This is a genomic window from Pauljensenia sp. 20925_1_34 (assembly GCF_041432775.1).
In the GTDB taxonomy this organism is placed as follows: Bacteria; Actinomycetota; Actinomycetes; order Actinomycetales; family Actinomycetaceae; genus Pauljensenia.
Genome location: NZ_JAPWAG010000007.1, coordinates 46,210 through 63,424, shown reverse-complemented (window position 1 = coordinate 63,424; position 17,215 = coordinate 46,210). Strand labels below are relative to the sequence as shown.

The window sequence follows — 17,215 nt, the reverse complement described above, 5'->3', positions numbered from 1 at the left end:
TGTGGCCCCGGGAGGGGTGAGCGAGGCTCACTCCCCCGGGGTCCACGTGTATCCGGGGGCGCCCCAGCCGCGCTCGGCGACGTGAGCGCGCGCCGCCTCATCATAGGGGGCGTCAAGGCGGTCGACGTACAGCGTCCCGCGCAGGTGGTCGTATTCGTGCTGGAAGATCCGCGCAAGCCATCCGCGCGCCGCGACGGTGATGGCAGATCCGGCGACGTCGTAGCCGCGCAGGACCGCCCCGAGCGCGCGGCGCAGCGGGTATTGGACGCCGGGGACGGACAGGCAGCCTTCGGATTCGCAGACCATATCCGGCTGCGCCTCCAGGATCGCGCCAGCTCCTGCGTCGTCCCACACGAGGTCGAGCGTCGGGTTGATGACGACGCCGCTCAGCGCGTCGTTAAAGCCTCGTTCGGGCCCGCGATCGAGCTGGAGCTCGTGCGCGTAACGCCGGTCGAAGGTTCCTCCGCCGCGATACGACCAGACGAAGACTTGCAGGCCGACACCGACCTGCGGGGCGGCGAGTCCGACGCCGGGCGCCGCGTGCATCGTCTCGGTCATGTCGGCGACCAGGTCGGCCAGGGCCGAATCGAAGGATTCGACGGGGTCGGCCAAGCGGTGCAGTACCGGCTCGCCCGTGATGCAGATCGGCAGTATCGTCATGTGTGCTCCCTATGGCGTGTCTCGACGCGCCGAGACACGCTCTCCTATCGGATGACTCCGACGCCAGCGGCTTGAATCGGGCGTGGGAGCGTTGGGTCCAGCGCCCGGATGACGCGGGCGGGGTTGCCCACGGCGATGGAGTTGGCGGGCACGGAGCGGGTGACGACGGCACCGGCTCCAATGATCGAGTTTTCACCGATGGTGACGCCCGGGCAGACGACGACGGAGCCGCCCAGCCACACGTTATCTTCGAGGGTGATGGGCGCGGATGATTCCCACTTGGCTCGACGAGGCCCGGGCTCGGTCGGGTGGATTGCGGTATAGAGCGAGCAGTTGGGACCGATGAGGACGTCCTGGCCGATGACGATGGGGGCGACGTCGAGGGCGGTGAGCCCAAAGTTGACCCAGGAGCCGTCGCCGATAGTGATGTTGTGACCGTAGTCGACGCGCAGGGGCGGGCGAATATCGACGCCCTCGCCCACCGATCCGATGACCTGGGCGAGCAGGTAACGCGCGATGTCGGGGTCGGTCGGGTGCGCCTGCTCGTACAGGGACAGGAGCCGCACGGCACGCTTGGTGTGGGCGGCAAGCACATCATCGGCCACGTAGAAGTCGCCGTCCGCCATGCGCTGGGAGGGTGTGCGCTCGTCGTCGCGAAAACGAGGATCGTCGAAGGTGGTTCCCGGTGCGAGGGTCATGCGACCAGGGTAGTCGATGCCCTCTCGAGTCGCGGCGCACGGCGCGCGTCCAGGTGAGCCAGCAGGGATTGCAGCTGGGCGATGTCGTCGGCGGGGTCCTCGGGGTGCCACTGGACGCCGACGATGGGGGCGTCGGGAGATTCGATGGCCTCGACGGTGCCGTCGGGCGCGTAGGCGCTCACGCGCAGGGTGTCGCCGAGACGGGCGACGCGCTGGTGGTGGGCCGAGGAAATGGTGATCTCGGAGTCGACGAGGACGGGGGCCAGGGCTCGCTCGAGATGGGAACCGGCCTCGACGCGCACGCTGTGGCGCACGAATCGGTGGTCGGACAGAATCGCGCGATTGGTGTGTGTGCCGTCTGCGATGTCCTGCTCGAGGGTACCGCCAAACGCAGTGTTGATGATCTGCATGCCGCGACAGATGCCCAGCAGCGGCGTACCGGTGCGGGCAGCGTAGTCGACGAGGGCAAGCTGGCCCAGATCGGCGCGGTACCAGTGGCGTCCCTCGTGGTTGTATCCCTGGGAGGCTCCGTAGTGGGCGGGGTGAACGTCCTCGCCGCCCATGATGACGATGGCGTCGGCCCCCTGGGCGCGCAGCGCGGCCCCCTCGGCCCCGTCTTCCTGCGCGTATTCGCGGATAACGTTCCAGGTGGGCAGCGCGGCCTGGAGAAGACGATCCCACAGGCGCATGCAGATGTTGTTGTATGCCTCGTCCCCCGGGCGCGCCGGAAGGACGTTGGAGATCAACAACGTCGGCTTCGTGTGGTTCGTCATAGGGCCTATCTTGGCAGGTGCGGGCCGTCTGCGCGCGCAACGTTCACGGGATGGCCAAATGTGACAGCGCGCGTCCACGTCGCGGGCACTCCCCTGATCGGGCCTTTTTCCTGAGAAACCAACGGACGAGGCCGGGGTAGGTCACGCGATCACGCATCCACGCCCCGGCCTCGTCCCAGGCCATGAACACTCAGGCGAGCGCCCCCATCGGATCCCACGCGGGCAGGTGGAGGGGCTCCTCGGTGACGGCGGCGCGTAGCTCGGCGGGCAGGTCGTCCACGTGGACGGCCACCTCAAACACGTTGGCGTCGAACCATGCAGCGTCCATCGTGAAGAAGCCCTTGTCGCCGCGGTCCTCGCCCCAGGAGTTCTCCACGCGGAAGCGGCGGCCCGCACCGGCCTCGTCGATGTCCACGCCCGTGAAGAGCATCGCGTGGTTCATTGCGGACTCGCAGGTGTTGACGCGCTGCTCCTTCGAGGTGGAGAAGTCCACGCCGAACAGGGAGTCGAAGTCATAGAGGCCATCGACGAACAAGCCGGAGGCGCGGTCGGACTGCTGGCCGCAGTCGGCACCGAACCAGACGGCGCGGCCCGAGGCCAGGATCGAGGTGGTGATGGAGCGGATCTGCTCGACGGGGGCGTTGACGTAGAGGATCGGGCGCCCGCCCACGACGTTGCCCATGTGATCCACGGTCAGCGTGTGGCCCTTGGGGTGCTCTGCGCGCGGGTCGTCCACGAGGCACACGTACTGCGTCAGGTCCACGTCCACGTAGCGGTCGTAGAACTCGCGCGGGGTGAGGACGCCGTCGCGGTGGAACTCTCCCTTATCGTCGCGCCACTCCCACTCGAAGGAGGCCGGGGGCTCGCCCAGGCAGATGACGAGGATGCGCCACACGTCAGCCAGGGCCGCTTCCTTGACCTCGTTGATCTGTTCCTCGGAGGCACCGTCGGCGACCAGCGCGCGCAGCTCCAGGGCCGTGCGGCGCAGGACGACCTTGAGGCGGTCGTTCATGGGGGCGGTGTGGCCGGAGGACTCGGTTTCGGGCATCGCGGTCTTGGGGACCAGGCCGTGCTTGAGGTAGAGGGAGACGGCCATGTCCCACTGGCCGCCATCGGACAGGAGGTCGCCGAGGAGGAACTGGAGGAGTCGTCCATCCAGCTCTTCGGTGGCGGCCGTTGCGATGACGTCGGAGAGGAAGAAGTTGGCGCGCTCGAATTTGTCCCAGAAGAGCACGTAGTTCTGGGAGAACTCGAAGTCCTTGACGCCCAGGTGCGTGCGCGTTGTCGAGCGCAGCAGGTTCAGGGAGGAGAAGAGCCAGCAGCGGCCGGACTTCTTCTGGGAAGTGACCTTCCAGTCGTCGATCTTGTGGGAGACAACGGTGGGAGTGGCGACGACCTTCGCGCGGTCGAAGGCGACCGGCTCGACGCCGGCGTGGGCAACCGCGTTGCGCGCAACCGTGCGGGCGGTGTCGGAGTATTCGTGGAGGCGATCAATCAGCTCATCGGTGATCTCGTGGGCCATCTGCCTAGACTTCCTTTCTATCGAGAGTCATTCTCTATAAGGATACGCTCAAGCCATGACGCAAACTACTCGACTCCGTTTAAAATGAGCGTGTTTCATGTTCAGTGAACGCGAAGGAGCATTCATGGTCACGCTTGGTGCATCGGGGCGCGAGGTGACTGTCTCGGCCGGGGACTACGAGGCACGCATCGTCACGGTCGGCGCGGGTCTGGCTGGCCTCACGCATCGAGGACACGACCTGGTCGTCCCGCACCGCGTGGACGAGTTACCCCCGGGATACCTCGGGAAGGTCCTGATCCCCTGGCCGAATCGAGTCGCCGGCGGCGCCTATTCGTGGGGTGGCACGTCCTATCACCTGCCGGTCGACGAACCCGCGTTTGGCACGGCCCTGCACGGTTTCGTGGCCTTCCAGGAGTGGGACATTGTCGAGGCCGACGCCTCCTGGGTCCTCCTGCGCACTCTTATCCCAGCGCGCTATTCCTATCCGTGGACGCTTGTGGCCACCGCACGCTACAGCCTGGACGCCGGCACCGGGCTGGACGTGGAGTTGTCGGCCACGAATATCGGCTCAGGTACCGCCCCCTTCGGGATGGGTTTCCACCCCTACCTCACGGCGGGCGGAGCGCGCGCCGATGAGATGGAACTGACGAGTCCCGCTGGTCTCGCGTACGAAGCCGACGAGCACATGAGCCCGGCCACCGCCCACCCCGCGGGCGACCTCGGGCTGGATTTTCGTTCTCCCCGCCTGATCGGCTCGACCAGTATCGATCACTGTTTCACGGAGCTCCCCGTCGGTACGTGGACCGTGACGCTGCGCTCCCCCGCTAGCGGCGTGGGAGTGTCCCTATCCTCGGACGTGAGGTGGCTTCAGGTCTACTCGGCCGACGACATTGACCGTGTGGGCGTGGCCGTCGAGCCCATGACGTGCCCGCCCGACGCCTTCAATTCGGGCACGGACGTGGTGGCGCTGGAACCTGGCGCGACCCACACACTGAGCGCGCGGATCGCGGGCACCGTCACTGCTTAGTAGGCTCCCGCGGCGGCGCGGATCAGCGTCAGAGCGACCGCGCCGGCCGTGGAGGAACGCAGGACGTTGTCTCCCAGCCCGATCATTCTGGCGCCGGCGTCCACCAGTGCGCCCGTCTCCTCCGGGCCGATACCGCCCTCGGGCCCGACGATCAGTGCGACGCGCGGGGGCAGGGAGGCGTCCGCGCCTGCTTCCTGGAGGCTCGCCAACGCCGCCCCCAGCGATTCGCTGGCCTCCTCGTGACAGACGAAGGCAACCCCGGCCTCGTCCGTCAGGGACGCGACCCACGAGGTCAGCTCGCGGCTGTCCATCACGCCCTCAACGGTGGGGACGAAAGCGCGGCGGGACTGCTTGGCGGCGGCGCGTGCGACACCCTCCCACTTGGCACGGCCCTTGTCGGCCTTGGGTCCCTTCCATTGCACGATCGCGCGCTGGGAGGCCCACGGGATCACCCGATCGATGCCGATCTCCGTGCAGATCTCGACGGCGGCCTCGTCGCGCCCGCCCTTGGCCAAGGCCTGGACGAGGACGATCTCGGGCACGGGGCGCTCCTCCTGGAGTACCTCACGCACGACGAGGGACAGCGATGACTTGTCGGCACCGGCAACCTCGCAGGTCAGGCGCAGGCCCACCCCGTCGACGACGTCCACCCACTCGCCCGCGCCGATGCGGCGCACGGAGGCGGCGTGACGTCCCTCCGCACCAGCCAGGGTCGCGCGGTCCCCCACTCCCACCGAGGCGGGATCGGGGCGCAGGTCTTCACCGAGAAAAACGGGCCGGGTCATTGCGTGTCAGCCCATGAAGGTGTCGCGCAGCTTGTCGAAGAACGTCGGCTGCTGACGGTGGGGCTCCACGCGGACCTCGCCACGCGCCTTTGCCAGCTGCTCGAGCAACTCGCGCGACGTCTCGTCCAGCTTCTTGGGGATCTCCACGTCGACGTGCACGTGCATGGAGCCGCGGCCCGAGCGCTGCAGGTGCCCCACGCCCAGGCCCTCCAGGACGATGTCGTCGTTGGGCTGGGTACCGGCGTTAATCGTGACGGTCTTCTTGCCGTCCAGGGTCTCCAGCTCGAACTCGGTGCCGAGCGCCGCGGTGGTCATCGGGATCGTGATCCAGGTGTGCAGGTCGTCGCCGCGCCGGTCGAAGACCGGGTGCTTCTTCTCGCGGATTGACAGGTACAGGTCGCCGCTAGGGCCGCCGCCCATGCCGACCTCGGCCTCGCCGCTGACGCGGATCTGTGTGCCCTCGCTGGCACCGGCCGGGATGTTGATGTTGAGCGTGCGGCGCGTGGCGACGCGTCCCGCGCCGTTGCACTCCGTGCAGGGCTGGGGGATCGTGTCGCCGAAGCCCTGGCAGTTCGGGCAGGGAGCCTGGGTCTGCATGCGGCCGAAGAGGGAGTTCTGGATCTGCGTGACGAAGCCCGATCCGTGGCAGGTGCCGCACTGCTCAGGAGAGGTGCCCGGCTGGCACATGGAGCCGTGGCAGGTGTCGCAGGAGACGTAGGTGCGGAAGGAGACCTCCTTCGCGGCGCCGAATGCGGCGTCCTCGAGGGTGATGTCGACGGTGACCTGCTGGTCCTTGCCGCGGCGAACGCGCGACGCGGGGCCGCGCGAGGACGCGCCAAAGCCGCTGGTGAACATGGCTTCGAAGATGTCGGAGAAGCCCGTAAAGGGGGCACCCGCGCCCGCGCCGCCGCGCAGGGCGTCGGGTCCGCCGATGTCGTACATCTGGCGCTTCTCGGGGTCGGAGAGCGTCTCGTAGGCGACAGACAGTTCCTTGAAGGCTTCTTCGGAGTCGGCGCCCGCATAGTCGGGGTGGAGCTTACGCGCGAGCTTGCGGTACGCCTTCTTGATCTCATCCTGGTTGGCGTCTCGGGAGACGCCGAGGACCTCGTAGTAGTCTCTCACGCTTGCTGTTCCTTCCCGTGTGGGCGCTCGGTGATGGTCTGGTCGGTGGTGGGGCGCATGGTCAGTTGTTGGTTTCCTGGGCCAGGTACCTGGAGAGGTAGGCGGCAACGGCGCGCACGGAGCTCATGGTGCGCGCGTAGTCCATTCGCATGGGGCCAACGATTCCCAGGTGGGCGGATCCGCCGGTGTCGTCCGCCCCGGCGCGGTAGGTCCCCGTGACGACGGCCGCTTCGGCCAGGGCGTCGTGAGGGTTTTCCGCCCCGATGCTCACGTGCAGCTCCTCGCTGGGGTCGGCCTCGGAGAAGAGACGCATCAGGACAACCTGTTCCTCAAGGGCATCCAGGACGGGCGCGATGTCGCGGAAGTCGAGCGCTCCGCGAGCCAGGTTGGCCGCGCCGGCCACGACAATCTTTGCCTCGCCGGCGCCGGTGAGTACGTCGGTGAGGGCCTCACCGACGGCGCTGACCGCCGCACTCAGCTCAGGTCGGGACGAGGCCGTGGCCGCCTCGACGCACGAACGCGCGGTTTGGGAGGTCGCGGCGTCGCAGTGGGCGCGCAGGTGGTCGCGCACGGCGAGCAGTTGGCCGTCGTCGAGGGGCGTGTCGAGGCTGAGGGTCCGCTCCCCCACCTCGCCGTCGGCGGTGATGACAACGACGAGAACGCGCCCGGGGGTAAGGCCGAGGACCTCGAGGTGCTTGAGGGTGCGCACACGCGAACCCGGGTATTGCACGAGGGCCACTTGGTGGGTGACTTGCGCGAGGAGGCGCACGGAGCGTTCCACAACGTCGTCAATGTCGACCGAGTCGGAGAGGAACGTTTCGAGAGCCTGGCGCTCAGGAGTTGTCATGGGCTTGATCTGGGCGAGCCGGTCGACGAAGACGCGGTATCCGCGGTCGGTGGGCACGCGCCCGGCGGACGTGTGGGGCTGATAGATCAGCCCGGCTTCTTCCAGGACCGCCATGTCGTTGCGAATCGTGGCCGAGGAGACGCCCAGGCCCCCGGCGGCAATGGCCTTGGAGCCGACGGGTTCGCGTGTGGCCACGTACTGGGTGACGATGGCGCGCAGGACGTCAAGCCTGCGGTTTTGCGCGCTGTTGCGTGCCATGTCACTCCCTCCGTCCTGGCACTCCCTCTCTCTGAGTGCAAATGCTACTCCCCGCCCGCGAGCGGGGGCGACCCGGGCGACGCTTGATAGGTGCGCTCATTGCGAACCTCACGGCACCGCCACTTTCTTACTGAGCCCAGGGCACTGTGACGAAGTCGATGAGCTCCTCGACTCGGCCCAGCAGCGCGGGCTCCAGGTCACGGTACGTGCGCACGGTGGACAGGATCCGCTTCCACCCCATCGCGATGTCGCGCTGATCGGCGTGCGGCCAGCCGAGGGCGTCCAGCGTGCCGTGCTTGATGTCGATGCCGCGCGGGACGTCGGGCCAGGCGTTCAGGCCCACGCGCTCGGGCTTGACAGCCTGCCAGATGTCAACAAAGGGATGTCCGAGCACGAGAACCGCGCCCGGCCACCTGGCGGAGACGGCCTCGGCGATGCGCGACTCTTTAGAGCCGGGCACCATATGGTCGACGAGTACGCCCGCGCGCGCCGTGTCGGTCGGGCCGAACACCTCGAGGATGTCCTCCAGGTTGTCCACACCCTCGAGCAGCTGCACCGCGATGCCGGCCTCGGCCAGGTCCTCACCCCACACGTGCTGAACGAGCTCGGCGTCGTGGCGTCCCTCCACCCAGATCCGCGATCGCTTGGCGACCTTCGGACCGGAGGAGGTGGGCGCGAAGGAACCGGAGTTGGTGATCCTGCGCCCCGATGCGCTGGTCTGCACACTCGCCGAGGCCTGGGCGGGCTTGGGCTTTGGGGGCAGCGCGTCGATCGGGCGCCCCTCCAGCCAGAACCCGGGGCCGAGCGGGAAGGAACGGCGCACTCCGCGCCGATCCTCAAGCTCGACGAGGTAGACGCCGCCGGACTTCTCCACCCGTGTCACCGCACCGACCCAGCCCGACGACACGTCTTCGAGGACCATGCCGATCTCGACGTGGACCGCCACCGATCGAGGGCGCCGAGCGCCCGGCCCGTCACGATGCGGGTCGTGGGCGAAGATGTTCGTCCCGTAAGGATCTGCTGTATTCACCCGGAATACTCTAGCGGCGTCGCGTGGGCTAGACGAGCACCACGCGGACGAACATCGCCACCAACGCAGCCAGGATCCAGGAGGACACGGAGCCAATCAGGAATTCTTCGGCCTTTTCGCCCGAGGAGTCCTGGGAAATTTCGGGGAAACGGATGACGCCCTTGGCGGCCACGACGGCCCCGATCGCTACCTCGGCACCCGCCCCGGCGAGAATGATAATGAGGAGACGTTCGAGCGGGCCGATCCAGCGACCGCCGCGCAGTGCTGTTCCCGGCTCCTCATCCTCGACGTCCTCGTTCGTCAGGATCGGCAGGGAGCTGGGCGTGAGAGGGGCTTCCTCGTCGCCCTGGTCCGCTGTGGCCCCGTCAACCTGTGTGCCGCTCGTATCCGGCGTCTCAACAGACTCGGGCATTGCGGGAAGCACGGGCGCGTTGATCCACCCGGGGACAGGGTCGCGCGATCGCCCGCGGGCACACAGCAAGATTGCCGTGATCAGGTGATTGGCTGGCCCGGTCATGAGGAAGACGACGGCGATAATGAGGTCAAACGGGCGCCCAGGCAGGAGCGCCAGCGTCGGATGACTGACTGCGTCCACGCTCATCAGAGCGACGAACCCCATCGCTGCGAGCGCCCAGCGCGCCAACACCGACCGCGCCGAGCCGTCAGCCAGATCCCACGCGAACCAGACGAGGGCAAGCACGGTACCCGTGACGAGCGCGAGGGTATCGACACGGACAATGAACCACGCGTAGCACACGACAATCGCCATGAGCGTCACGAAGAGAACGAGACGCCGCGACCATCGCCGAGGATCGGAAGTGAGCAGGACCGTCAGCTCTGACGCGGAGATCCCTAGGAGCAAAGCTTCATGCACGGGCAGCCTCCGCGATGAGGAGTGAGGATTGGATGAGCCCCGCCCCCGTCCCGCGGGCGAAGTCCGAAATGGCCTGCTGCGACAGCTTTTCAACGCGCGCGATTTCCACCTGCGTCTTGCCGAGCAGCAGCGAGGCGGTGATGCGGCGGTGGCGCGCGGAGAGCTTGAGGATCGCGTGGTCACGCAGGCTCAGCAGGGCGTTGACCGCGGTCTGGCAGGTCGCGGACACATAACCTTCGATGGAGGCGTGAGCCACGAACCAGGTGCGGATGAAGGGGTTGGAGGAGTCCTGGAGGTCGTGCGCTCGGTTGATCGCAGCGCGTGCCGCCCACCACGCCGATCCATCTTGAAGAGAGCCTCCCTCGCCCACGCGCTGGCGGGCGGGGGCCTGACGATGAACACCGGAGGAGAACTCTTCGATGCGTCCAGCACCGATTCCGAAGCGAAGCTGGAGCTGAGGGGGCAACAGCAGCTGGGCGCGCAGCGTCAGCAGCAACGCATCCTCGAGGGAGTAAGCCACGGCCTGGAACTCATCGCCCACCGTCGGGTAAGGAACCTCCAGCAGGGCTAGCCCCTCGGAGGCCCGCTCCAGAGCAGCCTCAAAGATTCTCTGAGCCTCTGCACGATTGGTCAACGTACGAGAGCCCACGATGTCAGCAATGACAGCGTATCGCAGAGTCACAGTCCCACACTTTTCCTTGTATTCCGCTCCCCACAAGCCTCACCGAGGAGACGACCTGAAGGTAGCTCGGCTTCACATGACAACTCTAGGCAAACATACTTCAACCACGATGTCAACATTATTGCGACGTAATCGAAGCTTGTCACACCCTATACAAGCACAAAGTGACAAATGGCCAGTATTGGTAGACACACTTGAACTTGTATTGGCCTACCTACAAGTTATTTTGAGATTTGTCTGAACAATTATTAATATTGACCAATCTACCGATATTGCGTCGCTCGACGCGCTCTCAGGCCTCAGTAACCCATCAATTCCCGCGTCACATAATCCGCCAGCAGGCGCCCACGCAGGGTCAACACTGCGCGCCCAGACACCGCCGCAACTCCATCAATGAGACCATCAGCGATAAGCGCGGCGACGCGCCCACCCGCCGACGCACGACCAAACGTGCCACCCACGGCCTCGTCCCGAGGTGCGACGCCCGGCAGACCGTCAAGCTCCACGCCCTCCGACGTGCGAAGCCCCAGCATGACGCGCTCAAGCTCGCGCTCCTGCGCGCCCAGAATCTCGCCCGCTGCCGCGGGAGAACCGCCCGCGCGCACGCGACCCGCGTAGGCCCCCGGATTCTTGACGTTCCACCAGCGCGCCTTACCAACGTGAGAGTGAGCACCCGGTCCGAAGCCCCACCAGTCCCAGTCCCGCCAGTACGCCAGATTGTGGCGCGAAGCATGCTCGAAGGTCGTTGAGGGAAGCCCCGAGGCCCGGTCAGATGCGGTGGCGCGCGCAAAGTTGGAGATCTCGTACCAGGCGTAGCCCGCCTCGCCCAGCAGGGCGTCGGCAAGCTCGTACTTAGCAGCCTCATCGTCCGGGTCGGGGGTCGGCAGCTCGCCGCGAGACACCTGGGCCCCCATCTTCGTCCCCTCCTCGACGACAAGGGCGTAGGCGCTCATGTGCTCGGAGTCGTAGGACAGGGCGGCGCGCAGCGAGGCCTCCCAGTCCGCCAGCGACTCCCCCGGGGTCCCATAAATCAGGTCGACGGACGTGGCGAGGCCCGCATCTTTGGCCCACTCAACCACCTGGGGCACGCGCTCGGGGGTGTGCGTGCGGTCCAGGGTCGCCAAGATGCGCGCCACCGCGGACTGCATACCGAAAGAGACCCGCGTGAAGCCAGCGTCGGCCAAGGCGCGCAGATCCTCGCGCGTGACGGTATCCGGGTTAGCCTCCAGGGTCACCTCGGCACCCTCGTCGATCCCGACGCGGGCGCGCAGCCCCTCCAGGATCGCGATCAGCTCGGCCGCGTCCAGCATCGTCGGCGTACCACCGCCGAAAAACACGGTGCGCGCCGCCCGCTCAGGCAGCCCAGCCTCGGCCATGACCCGCGCGGCCAGTGAGGCCTCAGCGAGGACAGACGGCGCGTAGTCGCCAATCTGCGCGCCCGGCCCAAAGCCCACGGTATAGGTGTTGAAATCGCAGTAACCGCAGCGCACACGGCAAAAGGGCACATGCACGTACAGCGAGAGCGGGCGGGCGCACTCGGCTTCGACGAGGCCGGGGGACAGCGCACCGTCGGCTGGCCATCGCGCTCCGTCTGGCTGTGCGGGGCTCATGCGGATCCGTCAGCCACGCGCGCGGCGCACGCCAACAATGTCGTGGGCGTGACGGCCCGCATCGATGCCTCGGGTCTCAAAGTGCGTGACGACGCGTCCCTCGAAGCGCGGGGCGAATCCTCCGCGCTGCGGCTGCGGGTCCTCCGGGTCCGGACGCTCTCCTGCGTGCGGGTTCTCAAAGAGCTCGCAGGCCTCGACGACGTCGCGCATCTGCCAGGCGTAGTCGTCCCAGTCCGTGGCCAGGCGCCACACTCCCCCATCGCGCAGCAGGCGTGCAACCTCGAGAGCGAAATCATCCGAGACCAGGCGACGCTTGCGGTGACGCGCCTTGCGCCACGGATCCGGGAAGAACGTCCAGACCTCGTCCAGGGATGCGTCCCCGAGCATGATGGGCAGAGCCTGCGCGGCGTCGGCCTCGATGACGCGGATGTTGTCCACGTCGGCCTCGACCGCCTTCGACATCAGCTTCGCAATGCCGGGCACCCACACCTCCAGCGCCAGGAAATCGCGCCGCGGGTTCGCCGCGGCCGCAGCCACGATCTGCTCGCCCGTGCCCGAACCAATTTCGAGCGTCACGGGCGCGCTGCGCCCAAACAACGCCTCCAGATCCAGCGTGAAGTCCTCGGCCACCGTCGTGTAGCCCACGCCGCGACGCGGCTCAACAACATAGCGGTGCGCGTGGGCCTCCCACGTGCGCGCCAGGTTCGCCGGCAGCTCGCGCGCGCGCCGCGTGAACGACTTGGTCCGACTCATAAACACGGTGCCCTCCGGGGCCTCCCCCGGGCGACGCCCACCACACGCCTGGCCCGCCTCCGACGCGGAGGCTGCCACGGCCTCGTCCATGCACGCGCTCACTTCTTGCCCGTGGGAACGTCGGAGGTCAGGGCGGCGATGAAGGCCTCCTGCGGCACGTCCACGCGGCCGATGGACTTCATGCGCTTCTTGCCTTCCTTCTGCTTCTCGAGCAGCTTGCGCTTACGACTGATGTCGCCGCCGTAACACTTGGCCAGCATATCCTTGCGCAGCGCCTTGATGGTCTCACGGGCGATGACGCGCGCGCCGACCGCGGCCTGCACCGGGATCTCGAACTGCTGGCGAGGAATGAGTTCCTTGAGGCGCTTGGTCATGCGCTGGCCGTAGTTGTAGGCGCCGTCGCGGTGAACGATCGCGCTAAACGCGTCGACGCGGTCGCCGTTGAGCAGGATGTCGACCTTGACGAGGTCCGCGCTCTGCTCGCCGCTCTCCTGGTAGTCCAGGGAGGCGTAGCCGCGCGTGCGGGACTTGAGCTGGTCGAAGAAATCGAAGACGATCTCCGCCAGGGGCAGCTGGTAGTGCAGCTCGACGCGCTCCTCGCTCAGGTAATCCATCCCGCGCATCGTGCCGCGGCGGTCCTGGCACAGCTCCATGATCGTGCCCGTGAACTCCGTGGGCGTCAGAATCGTCGCGTTGACGACGGGTTCGCGCACCTCGGCGATCTTGCCTTCGGGGAACTCGCTCGGGTTATCCACGCGCACCTCGGTCCCGTCCTCCGTCACGACGCGGTAGACGACGTTCGGGGCGGTCGCGATGAGGTCGAGGTTGAACTCCCGCTCCAGACGCTCGCGAATAATCTCCAGGTGGAGCAGGCCCAGGAAGCCGCAGCGGAAGCCGAAACCGAGGGCCGCGGAGGACTCGGGCTCGAAGGTCAGGGCCGCGTCATTGAGCTGGAGGCGCTCAAGGGCGTCACGCAGGTCCGGGAAGTCCGAGCCGTCCACCGGGTAGATGCCGGAGAAGACCATCGGGTTGGGGTCACGGTAGCCTGCGAGGGCCTCGGTCGCGCCGCGCACCTGGCTGGTCACGGTGTCGCCGACGCGCGACTGGCGCACGTCCTTCACGCCCGTGATCAGGTAGCCCACCTCGCCCGCGCCGATACCCTCTTCAGGCTTGGGCTCGGGCGAGATGACACCCAGCTCCAGGAGCTCGTGGGTGGCACCCGTCGACATCATGCGCACGCGCTGACGGGTCGACAGCACGCCGTCGACGACACGTACGTAGGTGACCACGCCGCGGTAGGTGTCGTAGACGGAGTCGAAAATCATGGCGCGCGTCGGAGCATCTGCCTCGCCCTCGGGGGCGGGGATGACCTCGACGATGCGGTCGAGGAGGGCCTCGACGCCCTCGCCGGTCTTACCGGAGACCTTCAGGACCTCGTCCTCCTCGCAGCCGATCAGCTGGGCGACCTCGTGCGCGTACTTCTCGGGCTGGGCGCCGGGCAGGTCAATCTTGTTCAGGACCGGGATGATCGCGAGGTCGTTCTCCAAGGCCAGGTACAGGTTGGCCAGGGTTTGCGCCTCGATGCCCTGCGCGGCGTCGATGAGCAGGACCGCGCCCTCACAGGCGGCCAGCGAACGGGAGACCTCGTAGGTGAAGTCCACGTGTCCGGGCGTGTCGATCATGTTGAGCGCGTAGGGCGTCCCCTCGTGCGCCCACGGCATACGCACGGCCTGGCTCTTGATCGTGATGCCGCGCTCACGCTCAATATCCATGCGGTCCAGGTACTGGTCACGCATCTCGCGGGCCTCGACGACGCCGGTGAGCTGAAGCATGCGGTCCGCGAGCGTCGACTTCCCATGATCGATGTGGGCGATAATGCAGAAGTTGCGGATCTGCGCCTGCGGGGTGCGGGACGGGCGAATCTGAGCCTGCTGCGCGGGCGTGGGGATGGGCACGTGTACCTCCGTGAAGTCGTTAACCTCCTTATCGTCCCATTGACGCGCCCCTTTGTGCGAATTGTGGGGCGGGAAGTCGCGCACAGTCGCCCAGGCTCACACCCGCGCTGCCACTACTGGAAATCCTCCGGAGTGATACCGGCCTCGACCAGCAGCGCCACGGCCTCGGTCATGTCGCACTCGTCCCAGTCGTCGGGGTGGTCCGCCTTGAGCTTGCGAGCGATCGACATGGTCTTCTCCTCGTCCCCGCGCAGCATGGCCAGCGTGAGCAGGATCGTTCTGATGCGAGCGGTCATCTCGTCGCGGTCACCGAGGTAGCGGCGGCAATCCTCCGCCAGGACCGTCCACAGGTCCTCGCCGGCGTCCCGATCCCCTCCCATCCAGGTGTTGCGCGCAATCTCATTGCGCAATCGCAGGACGCGCCAGTCGCCGAAGTCCGCGACGCGCAGGAGGACCTCCAGGTTGGTCTCGTACAGGCGGATCGCCTCCTCGTACTGTCGGTCGGCGGACAGGACCTCGGCGAGGTTGTCGCGCACCGTCAGCACCGTCATGTCCTCCTCGTCGCACTCGGGTTCCATGTCGGCCAGCAGCTCGCGGTACACGCGCGCAGCGCGCGACCACTTGCCGGTGTTCTTCCAGGGCATGGCCGAGTTGTTGCGGATCGCGAAGGCCAGCTGCGGGTCGAGGGTCGGGCTGTTCTTGACGTCGCAGACCAAGGCGGAGAACTTGCGGGCCGCCATGTCCTCATCGCCCAGGATGGCCAGCCAGTAGGCCTCGGAGTTGCGCAGCATGAGGATCAGCGGGTGATCGCGCTCCAGGTAGCTGGTACCCAGGCGGGCGGCGTCCGAGGCCACCTTGCGGCATTGCCCGTACGCTCCCAGGGCCGCGTGCCAGTCGATGCAGAGCTTGGCGGCCTCGAGTCGCAGCTCGATGGGCGCGTCCTCGTTGTCGTAGGCGTCCCTGGCGTGGTCAAGGGCGTTGTCGAGCTTGCCGGAGTGCGCGCAGCGCAGGGCGGCGCTCAGGGATGCGCGAGCCTCCATGTCGGCTTGGGTCGCGAAGGGCTCGCTCGGGCGGCCAAATGCATCGAGAGGAACGGTCATTCCGTGGATTGTTGCGGTCGACATCGTTGTCACCTGTCTTTCAGTAGAGAGTTCTTCCGCGAACACATCCAGAGTGATACCGACGCGCACTCACTGTCACGCGCTGGGAGCACCCCTGTGGATAACTCGTGCCGCAAGGATGCTCTGTGCATAACCGCTGTTCGACCCACCTCCCGTATGCTGGTGCCATGAATTCACTCATCAACGGCATCGTTCGCGCCCTCGTGGACTTCGTGGCGAACATGAGTTCGTCGAACAGCGCGTCGTCAACCGGCTCATCGACGAGCCCGGAGCCCTCAGCCACGCGTCAGGAGCCGCGCCAGGAACAGCGCAAGGAATCGCGCCCGGAGTCGCACTCGAAGACGCGCACCCCCAAGCCTAACCCCCGCCCTCAGCCCCACGGCAAGGCCCATCAGTACGACGATCCGGCGACCTCGAACCGCCCCCACACCTCGATCCGGGAAGCCAGCATCGCCGATGCGCTGGCCCACGCCTCGTACCAGCCAATCATGGACGGCGACGCCGACCCGGGCGAAGTCGTGTGGACGTGGGTGCCCTACCAGGAGGACGCCTCCGTGGGCAAGGACCGCCCCGCCGTCGTCATCGGCGCCCAGGGAGAAGGCGTCTACATCCTCCAGCTCACCAGCAAGGACCACACGCGCGAAGCAGCCCAGGAGGCCGCCGCGGGACGCTACTGGTTCGATATCGGCACGGGCGCATGGGACTCGAAGGGCCGCCCCTCCGAGGTTCGCCTGGACCGCGCCCTGTGGGTCAAGGCCACCGACGTACGCCGCGAGGGCTCGATCCTGCCCGAGGTGACGTGGCGCCGTATCGTCGACGCGCTCGAGGACCACTACCGCACGCACGGGGAATAACACCCGCTTTCTGAGCCCGCCCGGCGTTCCACTCGGTCGCGAGCACAGTTAGAGCGGTTGGCACGTGACCGACCTTACGAGGCCGTGGCTCGCTTCGGGGCATGACGGACGGGCCTGCGGCTGGTATGCTTGGTCGTTGGACTCCCGGCCTGGTCGGGCAGGGGGTCTGGTTAGGACCGTTTGCGGGTGTCCCCACGCCTAAGTCCCGGTCTTGACACAGCCCTCACCGACCCTGTCAGACATACATCAAGGAGAAATCCGACTGTGGCAAACATTAAGTCCCAGAAGAAGCGCATCCTCACCAACGAGAAGCGCCGCGTTCGCAACCAGTCCGTGAAGTCCGAGCTGAAGACCCTGGTCCGCCAGACCCGCGAGGCCGTTGAGGCCGGCGACAAGGACAAGGCTCTGGCCGCCCTGCGCGTTGCCTCGCGCAAGCTGGACGTCGCCGTTTCCAAGGGCGTCATCCACAAGAACCAGGCCGCGAACCGCAAGTCCAAGCTTGCTCGTCGCGTCGCCTCGATCGCTGACTGATCGCGAACAATAAGTTTGATGTGAAGCGGGCCGCCCTTTGGGGCGGCCCGCTTTCGTATGCCCATTCCCCGCCGCTGTGTTCCCGGTCGACCCGTCGGGTGGGTGCCTGGGCC

General features: G+C 67.0%; 17 protein-coding genes. 3 read left to right on the top strand and 14 right to left on the bottom strand.

Translation table 11 applies throughout. The features are described from left to right. Window positions 1-27 precede the first annotated feature (27 nt). From O3669_RS04430 to O3669_RS04415, 4 genes are all read right to left on the bottom strand, one after another. The gene (locus O3669_RS04430; RefSeq protein WP_295917937.1) at window positions 28-660 is read right to left on the bottom strand and encodes a peptide deformylase; all 633 of its coding nucleotides are present in this window, start codon (window positions 658-660) and stop codon (window positions 28-30) included. Window positions 661-704: 44 nt separating this feature from the next. After that, complete coding sequence (locus O3669_RS04425) at window positions 705-1,358, bottom strand: sugar O-acetyltransferase (protein WP_295917936.1); 654 nt, start codon at window positions 1,356-1,358, stop codon at window positions 705-707. Continuing rightward, window positions 1,355-2,131, bottom strand: a complete 777-nt coding sequence (locus tag O3669_RS04420) for a gamma-glutamyl-gamma-aminobutyrate hydrolase family protein (protein WP_315282387.1) — start codon at window positions 2,129-2,131, stop codon at window positions 1,355-1,357. The genes O3669_RS04425 and O3669_RS04420 overlap by 4 nt, the downstream gene beginning before the upstream one ends. A 190-nt stretch (window positions 2,132-2,321) precedes the next feature. Next, on the bottom strand, window positions 2,322-3,653 hold the full coding sequence (locus tag O3669_RS04415; RefSeq protein ID WP_371523807.1) for an aminopeptidase C: 1,332 nt from the start codon (window positions 3,651-3,653) through the stop codon (window positions 2,322-2,324). A 124-nt stretch (window positions 3,654-3,777) separates the two neighbouring features. Between O3669_RS04415 and O3669_RS04410 the strand changes: the two genes are divergently transcribed. Then, window positions 3,778-4,680, top strand: a complete 903-nt coding sequence (locus O3669_RS04410; RefSeq protein ID WP_371523806.1) for an aldose-1-epimerase — start codon at window positions 3,778-3,780, stop codon at window positions 4,678-4,680. On the opposite strand, the gene O3669_RS04405 is transcribed toward O3669_RS04410, so the two are convergent. The 10 genes from O3669_RS04405 to O3669_RS04360 form a co-directional block, all read right to left on the bottom strand. Further along, window positions 4,677-5,465 carry a 16S rRNA (uracil(1498)-N(3))-methyltransferase gene (locus tag O3669_RS04405; protein ID WP_371523804.1) on the bottom strand — a complete coding sequence of 263 codons (789 nt, stop codon included), beginning with the start codon at window positions 5,463-5,465 and terminating at the stop codon, window positions 4,677-4,679. The genes O3669_RS04410 and O3669_RS04405 overlap by 4 nt on opposite strands. Window positions 5,466-5,471: 6 nt before the next feature. Then, window positions 5,472-6,587, bottom strand: coding sequence for a molecular chaperone DnaJ (gene dnaJ, locus O3669_RS04400; RefSeq protein ID WP_295966701.1), 1,116 nt, complete (start codon window positions 6,585-6,587; stop codon window positions 5,472-5,474). Between the two features lie 61 nt (window positions 6,588-6,648). Then, window positions 6,649-7,692, bottom strand: coding sequence for a heat-inducible transcriptional repressor HrcA (hrcA, locus tag O3669_RS04395; RefSeq protein ID WP_371523803.1), 1,044 nt, complete (start codon window positions 7,690-7,692; stop codon window positions 6,649-6,651). 127 nt (window positions 7,693-7,819) lie between these two features. Continuing rightward, the gene (locus O3669_RS04390; RefSeq protein WP_371523840.1) at window positions 7,820-8,614 is read right to left on the bottom strand and encodes a DUF3097 family protein; all 795 of its coding nucleotides are present in this window, start codon (window positions 8,612-8,614) and stop codon (window positions 7,820-7,822) included. Window positions 8,615-8,750: 136 nt separating this feature from the next. Beyond that, window positions 8,751-9,596 carry a hypothetical protein gene (locus tag O3669_RS04385; RefSeq protein WP_314768391.1) on the bottom strand — a complete coding sequence of 282 codons (846 nt, stop codon included), beginning with the start codon at window positions 9,594-9,596 and terminating at the stop codon, window positions 8,751-8,753. Then, entirely contained in the window at window positions 9,589-10,278 is a 690-nt protein-coding gene (locus tag O3669_RS04380) for a SatD family protein (RefSeq protein WP_295966704.1), read from the bottom strand. Before O3669_RS04380 ends, O3669_RS04385 begins: the two co-directional genes overlap by 8 nt. A gap of 299 nt (window positions 10,279-10,577) precedes the next feature. Then, window positions 10,578-11,888, bottom strand: a complete 1,311-nt coding sequence (hemW, locus tag O3669_RS04375) for a radical SAM family heme chaperone HemW (RefSeq protein ID WP_371523802.1) — start codon at window positions 11,886-11,888, stop codon at window positions 10,578-10,580. Window positions 11,889-11,897: 9 nt separating this feature from the next. Beyond that, on the bottom strand, window positions 11,898-12,731 hold the full coding sequence (gene trmB / locus O3669_RS04370; RefSeq protein WP_371523801.1) for a tRNA (guanosine(46)-N7)-methyltransferase TrmB: 834 nt from the start codon (window positions 12,729-12,731) through the stop codon (window positions 11,898-11,900). A gap of 8 nt (window positions 12,732-12,739) precedes the next feature. After that, the gene (gene lepA, locus O3669_RS04365) at window positions 12,740-14,596 is read right to left on the bottom strand and encodes a translation elongation factor 4 (protein ID WP_314768385.1); all 1,857 of its coding nucleotides are present in this window, start codon (window positions 14,594-14,596) and stop codon (window positions 12,740-12,742) included. Between the two features lie 113 nt (window positions 14,597-14,709). Next, window positions 14,710-15,729 carry a hypothetical protein gene (locus O3669_RS04360; RefSeq protein ID WP_295921787.1) on the bottom strand — a complete coding sequence of 340 codons (1,020 nt, stop codon included), beginning with the start codon at window positions 15,727-15,729 and terminating at the stop codon, window positions 14,710-14,712. 155 nt (window positions 15,730-15,884) lie between these two features. Between O3669_RS04360 and O3669_RS04355 the strand changes: the two genes are divergently transcribed. Together O3669_RS04355 and rpsT are read left to right on the top strand one after the other, a co-directional pair. Next, on the top strand, window positions 15,885-16,571 hold the full coding sequence (locus O3669_RS04355) for a type II toxin-antitoxin system PemK/MazF family toxin (protein ID WP_371523800.1): 687 nt from the start codon (window positions 15,885-15,887) through the stop codon (window positions 16,569-16,571). 264 nt (window positions 16,572-16,835) lie between these two features. Further along, the gene (rpsT, locus tag O3669_RS04350) at window positions 16,836-17,102 is read left to right on the top strand and encodes a 30S ribosomal protein S20 (protein WP_009056395.1); all 267 of its coding nucleotides are present in this window, start codon (window positions 16,836-16,838) and stop codon (window positions 17,100-17,102) included. Window positions 17,103-17,215: the final 113 nt, after the last annotated feature.

Bases quoted from the DNA above. Each gene is read 5' to 3' on its own strand.
- O3669_RS04425 (WP_295917936.1), bottom strand. From the start codon at position 1,358: ATGACCCTCGCACCGGGAACCACCTTCGACGATCCTCGTTTTCGCGAC.
- O3669_RS04420 (WP_315282387.1), bottom strand. From the start codon at position 2,131: ATGACGAACCACACGAAGCCGACGTTGTTGATCTCCAACGTCCTTCCG.
- trmB (WP_371523801.1), bottom strand. From the start codon at position 12,731: ATGGACGAGGCCGTGGCAGCCTCCGCGTCGGAGGCGGGCCAGGCGTGT.
- hemW (WP_371523802.1), bottom strand. From the start codon at position 11,888: ATGAGCCCCGCACAGCCAGACGGAGCGCGATGGCCAGCCGACGGTGCG.
- O3669_RS04410 (WP_371523806.1), top strand. From the start codon at position 3,778: ATGGTCACGCTTGGTGCATCGGGGCGCGAGGTGACTGTCTCGGCCGGG.
- O3669_RS04415 (WP_371523807.1), bottom strand. From the start codon at position 3,653: ATGGCCCACGAGATCACCGATGAGCTGATTGATCGCCTCCACGAATAC.
- hrcA (WP_371523803.1), bottom strand. From the start codon at position 7,692: ATGGCACGCAACAGCGCGCAAAACCGCAGGCTTGACGTCCTGCGCGCC.
- O3669_RS04355 (WP_371523800.1), top strand. From the start codon at position 15,885: ATGAATTCACTCATCAACGGCATCGTTCGCGCCCTCGTGGACTTCGTG.
- O3669_RS04430 (WP_295917937.1), bottom strand. From the start codon at position 660: ATGACGATACTGCCGATCTGCATCACGGGCGAGCCGGTACTGCACCGC.
- O3669_RS04405 (WP_371523804.1), bottom strand. From the start codon at position 5,465: ATGACCCGGCCCGTTTTTCTCGGTGAAGACCTGCGCCCCGATCCCGCC.
- O3669_RS04390 (WP_371523840.1), bottom strand. From the start codon at position 8,614: ATGGTCCTCGAAGACGTGTCGTCGGGCTGGGTCGGTGCGGTGACACGG.